The organism is Candidatus Eisenbacteria bacterium (assembly GCA_013140805.1).
Classification (GTDB): Bacteria; Eisenbacteria; RBG-16-71-46; order RBG-16-71-46; family RBG-16-71-46; genus JABFRW01.
Window position 1 is genome coordinate 1 of the sequence record JABFRW010000045.1, and the last position, 8,384, is coordinate 8,384.

General features: G+C 69.0%; 8 protein-coding genes. 4 read left to right on the top strand and 4 right to left on the bottom strand.

Going from position 1 to position 8,384, the window contains the following annotated elements:
* The 4 genes from HOP12_04360 to HOP12_04375 all read right to left on the bottom strand — a co-directional run.
* Positions 1–652: hypothetical protein (locus tag HOP12_04360; protein NOT33386.1), on the bottom strand; the 652-nt coding region annotated here is incomplete at its 3' end.
* Positions 649–1,920: a hypothetical protein gene (locus HOP12_04365; GenBank protein NOT33387.1), complete on the bottom strand. Its 1,272-nt coding sequence runs from the start codon at positions 1,918–1,920 to the stop codon at positions 649–651. The genes HOP12_04360 and HOP12_04365, both read right to left, overlap by 4 nt.
* A complete protein-coding gene (locus HOP12_04370; protein NOT33388.1) occupies positions 1,917–3,260 on the bottom strand; it encodes a hypothetical protein in 1,344 nt (447 codons plus the stop codon). Before HOP12_04370 ends, HOP12_04365 begins: the two co-directional genes overlap by 4 nt.
* Complete coding sequence (locus HOP12_04375) at positions 3,257–4,582, bottom strand: hypothetical protein (protein ID NOT33389.1); 1,326 nt, start codon at positions 4,580–4,582, stop codon at positions 3,257–3,259. The genes HOP12_04370 and HOP12_04375 overlap by 4 nt, the downstream gene beginning before the upstream one ends.
* Before the next feature lie 100 nt (positions 4,583–4,682).
* On the opposite strand from HOP12_04375, the gene HOP12_04380 reads away from it, so the two are divergent.
* The 4 genes from HOP12_04380 to HOP12_04395 are packed head-to-tail and all read left to right on the top strand — an operon-like array spanning position 4,683 to position 8,342.
* Positions 4,683–7,397, top strand: coding sequence for a hypothetical protein (locus tag HOP12_04380; GenBank protein ID NOT33390.1), 2,715 nt, complete (start codon positions 4,683–4,685; stop codon positions 7,395–7,397).
* 4 nt (positions 7,398–7,401) lie between these two features.
* Positions 7,402–7,938, top strand: coding sequence for a cyclic nucleotide-binding domain-containing protein (locus tag HOP12_04385; protein NOT33391.1), 537 nt, complete (start codon positions 7,402–7,404; stop codon positions 7,936–7,938).
* 6 nt (positions 7,939–7,944) lie between these two features.
* On the top strand, positions 7,945–8,118 hold the full coding sequence (locus HOP12_04390; GenBank protein ID NOT33392.1) for a hypothetical protein: 174 nt from the start codon (positions 7,945–7,947) through the stop codon (positions 8,116–8,118).
* Entirely contained in the window at positions 8,115–8,342 is a 228-nt protein-coding gene (locus HOP12_04395; protein NOT33393.1) for a hypothetical protein, read from the top strand. The genes HOP12_04390 and HOP12_04395 overlap by 4 nt, the downstream gene beginning before the upstream one ends.
* Positions 8,343–8,384: the final 42 nt, after the last annotated feature.

The window sequence follows — 8,384 nt, forward strand, 5'->3', positions numbered from 1 at the left end:
CGACGCGGTGGCGGCTTTCGCGCGCTTCCACCATCACGGTCAGTCCGATGCACAGTGCCAGCACGCATGCGGCCACCAGCATCAGCGGGTAGACGCCGAGCCGCGGAATCAGCATGCCGGCCGCCCACGAACCCGCCACGGCTCCGCTGCTCGCGCCGAACGCCACGATCGCGAACAGGCGCTGGCCCTGCTCCGGCGAGTACACGTCGTTCGCGAACGCCCAGAACTGTGCGATCACGAGCAGATTGAAGATGCCGACCCACAGGAAGAACGCTACGCCGAGGAACGGCACCTGCTGCGCCGCAAGCAGGTAGAACACCACCAGGTTTGCGATGAAGAACACCGTGACCCAGGTGATGAGCCGCAAGCGGCTCACGCGGCTCGCGAACTGACCGTAGAGCGGGACCAGCACCAGCAGCAGCACGGCCTGGCCTGCCGCCGCATAACTCTTCACCTCGGCACCGCCGCCGGCGAGGATCAGCGGTTCGCGCACCGTCTTGAGCAGGTAGTAGGCGCCCAGCAGCAGGAACACGTTGAGCATCAGCAGCAGCGCGGTCGCGCCCTCGCCGCCACGCACCTCGGCAAACGGCGCCAGCGCACGATCGAGCCAGCCGCGAGGCGCCGCGGGCGTGGCGGACGTGGCGACGCTCATGGCCGGGACTCCGGGGTCTGGATCACGAACGAATCGAACACTTGTGCGGCGCCGCTGATCGCCACCTGCTTCACGCTCACCGATGCCGGGGCGGTCCGCGAGCCGTCCGCCCCTGCGCGCGCGGACGCCGGAAGCACGATGCGAAGGTACTCGTAGGTGCGGCGCTGGACCAGTGTTGCGGGATCGAGCGAGAAGCCGGCGGGCAACGACTGCGCGAGCACGCGCGTGCGCGCATCGTGCGGCAGCACGTGAAGCGGCGAGCCGCCGCCTCCCGAGGTCAGGTGCCAGAAGCCACCGTGAGGCGTGCGCACGAACACGCGCTGATACAGATGCTCGTGGCCCGCCAGCACCGCCGTCACACCGTGACGCGCGCACATTTCGAGCAGCTGGTCGCGGCGCGCCGGCACCAGATCCTCGGTGCCTTCGCCTTCCCAGTCCGACTCATGGCTCCCCGCCACCACCAGCGGATGATGGAGAGCCACCAGCTTGAAGCGCGCCGGACGCGCCAGCTCGGCGTCGAGCCACGCGAGCTGCTGGTCGGCCAGCGGATGCTCGACCTCGTCGGGGTACGCATGCTTCACGTCGGCGAGCAGGTCCGAGTCGATCACGTACAGGCGCGCTTCGGCATCGGGTAGTTCGATCGCATACCACTGCCGCCACGCGTCGGTGCGCCCGGGCCGTTCGATTGCGGCGTCGAAGTTCGCGCGCGCCGTCGAATCGCTCAAGCGCTCGTGGTTGCCCGGCACCGCGAGGTAGGGGAGGCGCTCGCGAAGTGCTCGGTGCTTCGTCCACCAGTCGTTCCACAGGCGACCGCGCCGACCGTCCTGCACGATGTCGCCGAGGCTCACGACCGCGCTCGCCGGTTCGCGCTCGAGGGCGCGGAGCACGCGGTTCTCGCCGCCGCCGGTCGGACGCTTGCGCATCACGTCGATCGCGTCGCGAGGGCCGTCGAGCGCCGGGACGATCGATTCGATCAGCACGATCGGGAGTGCGGCGATGCCCTTGAGCACCCCCGAGACGGTGCCGCTCTTGAGCCCGCGCAGCCACGAGAACTCGACCGCGCGACTCTGAACGCGCCAGCCGGGGCGGTTGTCGCCGTAGACCAGCAGCACCACCGAGTCGCCGCCGGTCGCGAGCGATTGCTGTTGGTGAACCACCCGCGCCGCGTCCTGCAGCGGCGCGCCGACCGGCTCGAAGCGGGCGATCGGGGCGCAGCCCGCGAGACTCGCCGCCGCTCCGATCAGCGCGGCGAGAGCCCCGCGCTTCAAGGCGTCGCCCCGGCCTGCCCGCCGAGCCACTGCCGCACGATCTTGTCGCGGCGCTTGATCAGCACCTTCGTGAGGTAGTCGGTGGCGCGAGGATTCGAGAACTTCCCCTGCTCGACCGCGGCCCGGATGTGCGCGTCGGAGAAGCCGGCCACGATGCGCGCACCCCACTCGATGTCGGCGCGAGTGCGTTCGTCGAACGCGGGGTTCGGGTAGTCCGGCCGCCAGCTGTCGGGATCGAACGTGTCGCCCTCGATGAATCCGATGCTCGGCAGGCCGGGATCCACCGAGGCTTCCCACGCCGGGCGATGGAGCCCGAGGGTGAGCAGCGCGCGCGTCATGACGCCATAGTCCACGAAGTACTCGCTGCCGGTCTGAGGCGAGCGCGCCGCCACCGCCCCCGAGCCCAGACACGATCCAAAGTCGATCAGGTGATGCCGCACGAACGAGCGGCCGCCTTCGGTCACCCACATGTCGAGCGAGTTGGGGCCGCGGGAGTCGGCATGGCTGAGCCACGCGCACAGCGTCCAGAACCCGCGCAGCTCGCGGCGATGCTGGTGCGGAATCAGATCTTCGGGATCGTCGCGCCGCCGCCCGCGATACTCGAACGGGCCGAGCGGGCGGCCGCTCAGCAGGCGGCTCGCGACCGCGCGGTAGCTGCCGTCTTCGCGTTGCGGCACCCGCGCCAGCAGCTTGTCGAGGAACTCATCGCTGATCGGCCGCTTGCGCCCGATCACGTCGGTGTACTGGGCACCGCTCTCGAAGCGCAGGTCCTCGCGCCGGAAGTGCACGATCACGTTGTCGGGCACGTTGAATCCCGCGCCCCACAACAGATAGCTCGACACCACGTCGGCGCCGGTCGCCATCTCGGGTTGCTTGCGGGGGTCGAACTTGATGATGAAGCGCTGACCGGCCGCGTCCTTGATGAAGAAGCCGGGCGTGACGCCCTGCGTCTTGGCGCGCGTCACCGTCCAGGGGCCGGGCGCCTGGCCCGTGCTCGGACCGGGCCCGTGCAGCAGTTGGTCGACCGTGACGGGCCGGAAGCCGAGCCGTGGCTGCCACCAGGTACTCGGCAGGCGGATCGCACCCTGCGCGTCGACGTTCACCGCTTCTCGTTTGCTTCCGGTGAGGCGGCGAATGCCGATCACCGGATCGAGCGTGCGCGAGACGGGGCGGAACAGCGTCTGATCGACCAGGTCGTAGTAGTACGAGATCTCGGTCTCGCGCGGGCCCGCGGGAGCTTCCGCCGAACGTGCGGGAGACACGAGCCCGCACGCCAGCGCGAACATCGCGCAAGCGAGCGCGAACGCGTCGCCTTGAACGCGCAAACCGGCGCCGGTCATTCGACCATCCCGAGTGAGTAACGGATGCGAACCTTCTCGTGGCTCCACTCGACCCCGAACGCACCGATCGCCGCGGTCTTCAATCGCGGCCTCAGCAGCACGCCGTAAGACACCTCGAGCTCATCGAGTCGCAGCGAGTCGTTGAGATCCGGAAACACGCCGCCACTCTCGACGTGCAGGTCCATCTCGAAATGCTCGGCGAGCGGGAACAGATAGGTCAGCCGTCCCAACACCCGGTCGCGATCGCGGAACCGTCCGGCTTCGAAGCCCGCGAGCCCGAGTCCACCGCCCAGGATCGAAAGCGCGGTGAGCGGCAACTCGAAGGTGGTGGCGCGCGAATCGAGGTGCGTTGCGTGCAGCAGTAGTCGGAAGGTGCGCGGATCGCGCCAGAACGACACTCCGGCCTCGGCTTCGGCGCTGTAGCGAGTGAACCTCGCGCCGACGTCGGCGCCGTCGAGGACTCCGTAGTCGGACAAGTTCATCGGCTCGTGAACACTCGCCTCGACCCGCAGCCTGCCTCCCCGACTCCAGTGAGGCGCACCGGCGCGCGAATCGAGCTGCACTCGGCCACCCACGGTCGTGAAGCCGCGCGCATCCGGTGGCGCGAGCACGTACTCGGGGAACTGCACGTCGAGCGGCGTCACGTCGGCCTCGCGTCCGTTTCGAACCGAGACATCCTCGACACCGACCCATCCGCTCACGGCCAGGTGCGCAGCGCCGAGTCCGGCCGGGCGGGCGGCCCCGGACACCACGAAGTGCAGTCCCCCGACGCTCGCCGAGTAGCTCGCGGTGTCCCGACCGCTGCTCGTCATTCCGAGCCCGTAGGTACGTTCCTGCGGGCGCCACTCGCGAACGAACTCGAGCCGCGCCCGCTCCGACGTGAGCGCAACGTGCGTCCTGTTATAGTTCCGCGTGGTTCCGCTGTAGTCCGCCTGGAGATGATGCGCGAGGAATCCCGGATTCCACGCGATGCGCCCGCCGAGACCGGTGCGATCACCGAGTGACGCGGGCGACAGGGTCAGGTCGGCGCTCGGCAGCAGCGCGAATGCGAACAGCACACGCGGCACGACGTTGCGCTCCTCGATGACGATGAACGACTGCCGGGTGAGTTGCCCGAGTGCCGAGATCGGCAGTGAGACAAGGCGACCCGGAGCCCGCAACACCGCTTCCCACGGCAGATTCGCGGGTACCGGTCGCGCGGGGTTCCACGGCGGCTCGGCAGTCGGCGCGAGGGAAGTCGAGTCGGAAGGGGCGTCCACCGCATCGGATTGGGCTGCGGCGCCGAGCGGCAGACACAGCAGGGCGAACGCGGCGAAGATCACGGGAAGGCGGGAAGCTCGTGCGGCAGTATGGGCAGTCATGGCGAGGCGGGAATATGCGGGCGGTTTCTGAAGTCGTCAACGGCGGGGTCGAGCCACGCGCATGATTGCCGTGATTGCCCGGCATTTGAAGCTCGAGCCCGACGAGGCGCGCCGTGCCATCTCACTGGCGGTGGTGCTGGGGGCGTTCACGGCTTCCTACACACTGACCAAGACCGCCCGGGATGCCCTGTTCCTCGCGCAGTTGCCGGTGACGGTGCTGCCCTACGTCTATCTGGCGATCGGGGTACTGGCGCTCGTCACCACCCAGCTTCACGCGCGGCTGACCCGGCGCTTTTCGGCGCCGGGATCGCTGGTTGCGATCGGGCTCGTGAGTGCGGCTTCGCTCGGGGTGTTCGCGGCGGTGGTGCCGCTGCGGGTGTCGTGGCTGCCGATCGCGCTCTACATGTGGGTCAACCTCTACGGCATCGTTTTGATGGCGCAGTTCTGGATTTTTGCGAACAGCATCTCCCACACCCGCGAGGCCAAGCGCACGTTCGGGATCGTGGGGCTCGGCGGCATCGTCGGCGGGCTGGTCGGTGGCGCCCTCGCCGCACCGCTCGCTCAGATGACGGCCCTCGCCTCGCTGCTCGCGACCGCCGGCATCCTGATCGCGCTCGCCACACCGCTGGTGTTGGCGACCCGCTGCCATGCGGCGGTCGAGGCTCCGCTGCCGACCGACGCGGGGCCCGAGACGCTGCCACTCCAACACCCGTACGTGCGGTGGCTCGCACTCGCGGCACTGTGCTCGGTGGTGGTCGGCGGCGTGGTCGACTACCAGTTCAAGGTCGAGCTGCAGCAGCGCTTCGACGATCCGCAGCAAATCGCGACCTTCCTCGGTCAGTTCTACATGTTCGCGAATCTCGCCGCCATCGGCCTGCAACTGTTCCTGACCCGATGGCTCATCGAGCGCGCGGGTGCGGGATGGAGCGCGACACTGTTGCCGTTCGGCCTGGTGGCCGGAGCGACGGGCGTACTGTTCGCACCCGGCGTGTTCTCATCGACCCTGACGCGCGCGTGGGATCACATCGCCCGCATGTCGGTGAATCGATCGGCGACGGAGCTGTTCTACTTCCCGCTCGAACCGGGGATGCGGCGACGCGCCAAGGCCCTGATCGACGCCGGGCTCGAGCGTCTGGGCGACGCATTCGCCGGACTGCTGATCCTGGCCGTCACGTTCGCGGCGGGCGGGGGCCTGCGCGTCATGGCGATCGCGATCCTCGCGGTCGGCGTGGTGTGGGTGATCGCATGGCTCGGCGTTCGCTCGGGCTACGTGCGAGAACTGGGCCGCAATCTGCGCCGCAACAACCTCGAGCTGCGCCGCGAACCGGTTTCACTCCGTGAGGCCACGCTGCTCGCCGAGATGACGAACTTGCTCTCGCACCCGCTCGGACGCGTGGTGACGCAGGCGATCGAGCTGCTGCTCGAAACCGCACCCGAGTCGATCGAGGCCTATCTGGGCGGACTGCTCGAGCATGACTCCCCCGAGGTGCGCGCGCGCGCGCTGTCGCTGGTGCGCGAGCGGCGTCTCGCCACGTGGAGCGGGCGCGTGAGTGCGCTCATGACCGACCCCGACGGAGAGGTGCGCGTTCAGGCGCTGGCGGCGCATTGCGCCCTCGAAGGCGGCGACCCGTTCGAGCCCATGGAGCCGTTTCTCGAGTCGCTCGACCCGCAGCTGCGCCGCGCTGCCGTCAACTGCCTCGCCGAGTTCGCACCCGCTCCATTCGAGGCGCGACTGACCGAGCGACTCACGCGTGTGTTGAGAGAGGGCGTTCGCAGCGATCGCATCGCGGTCGCAGAAGCACTCGGTCGTCACCCCGGCCCCTCGGCGGTTCACGAGTTGCTCGGCCAGCTGCTGCGCGACGACGACCGCGAGGTGCGTCGCACCGCGCTCGTGAGCGCGGGCCGTGTGGGTCGCCGCGTCGACGTGCCGCTGCTGATCGAAGCGCTCGCCACCCGCGAGTTCCGCGAGGCCGCGCATCGCGGGCTGATCGCGATGGGCGAGCGCGTGGTGGGTACGCTCGGCGACTACCTCACCGATTCGAGCGTTTCGCTCGAACTGCGCCAGATCATTCCGCGCGTACTCGGCGACATTCCGACCCAGGAATCGGTCAACGCCATGTTCCGCGTACGCGAGCCCGAGGACACGCGGCTCGACTACCGACTGCTCAAGGCGGAGAACCGGCTGCGCGCGGCGAAGGCGCCGGTTCAGTTTCCGCGCGCGCTCGTGACCGAGGACATCCAGCGCGACGTGCGCCAGTTCCTGTTTGCGCTCGCGCACTATCGGGTGTGCCCGATCGGCGTGGGCCGCGACGCCGAACGGCTGCTCGCCATCGTGTTGAACGAACGCATGGAACAGGCGCTCAATCGCGTGTTCCGACGGCTCGCGCTCATCTACCCGGCGCAGAATGCGCTCGCGGCCTACCATGGCATCCTGTCGGAGCAGTCGCGGGCGCGCGGCGACGCGCTCGAGTACCTCGAGAACGCGCTCGCCCCCGAGCATCGCGCGCTGGTGCTGCCGCTGGTCGACGACTCGGGCGATGCGGGCAGGCTGGCGCTGGCGCGCACGCGCTATGGATTCGCGATCGACTCGTTCGAACAGTCGCTCAAGCAGATCCTCGAACTCGGCGATCCGTGGCTCAAGGCGGTCGCCCTGCACGTGGTCGGGAAGCGGCAGCATCGGGACTTGCTCGGCGACGTGGAACGCAATCTGAGCGCACTCGATACGCGCGTGCGGGAAACCGCGACGTGGGCGCAGCTCGCGCTTCTGGGAGGTTAGGTTCGTGGAAGCCCTGATGACGCTGGTCGAAAAGACGATGTTCCTCAAGAGTGTGGCGCTGCTCTCGGGGGTGCCGACCGAGCCGTTGGCGCAGATCGCCTCACGCGCGCGAGAGATCCATGTGGATCCCGGCGAGGCGCTGTTCCGCGAGGGCGAGCCGAATCGCGGCGTGTTCCTGGTGGTGGTGGGCCGCGTGGTGATCAGCCAGGGCTCGGCACTGCACGGCATTCGCAGCACCGGTGACGGCATTGGCGAGCTGGCGCTCGCCGAGAGCGAGCCGCACAAGGTGACCGCCGTCGCGATGGACCACGTCCACGTCGTGAACATCCCGACCACCGATCTGTTCGAGATCATGCTCGACTTCCCGGAAGTCGGGGTGTCGCTCGCTCGCTTCCTGGCCGGTCGCGTGTTCGAAGTCGGACAGCGCATCGGCGAGCTGGAGGGTCAGGTCGCGCACCTGAACGCGGTCATTCGCGCCGCGGGGCTGACGATCCCGGACCCGTCCACCGTGCTCGGCGGTGAACCCGCGACGAAGCGCTAGGCGGGCATGCAGCGACGCGAACAGGACTTTCTCGAACGCCAGATCGAGCAGCTCGGCGGCGACGCGGCGGAGGCCGAGTCCCTGCGGTCGCTGGCGCTCGCGCTCGATCCCGACGCGCGGCTCCCGGACGAAACCCGCCCGCCGGCGCACGAGGCACCGCCCGCGGAGCCCGGCACTTGAGCACCGAGGCGCCGGTCGCGCCGACGCCTGCCACGCCGAGCTCCGCACCCGCGAGCGCGCTCACCGGCTCGATTCCGCGCGCGTTGCTCACCCTCGCGATCCCGGTACTGATCTCTCAGTTCCTGCGCCTCGGTTACCAGTGGGTCGACGCGCTGTGGGTGCGGGGCTCGGCGTCGACGCGACCGCTGCGGTCACCAGTTCGATCTTCGTGTTGTGGCTGGTGATGTCGATGAACGACGTGTTCGCGATGGGTGTGACTGCGTACG

Coding starts and splice junctions, on each gene's coding strand:
- HOP12_04370 (NOT33388.1), bottom strand. CDS start 3,260: ATGACCGGCGCCGGTTTGCGCGTTCAAGGCGACGCGTTCGCGCTCGCT.
- HOP12_04380 (NOT33390.1), top strand. CDS start 4,683: ATGATTGCCGTGATTGCCCGGCATTTGAAGCTCGAGCCCGACGAGGCG.
- HOP12_04390 (NOT33392.1), top strand. CDS start 7,945: ATGCAGCGACGCGAACAGGACTTTCTCGAACGCCAGATCGAGCAGCTC.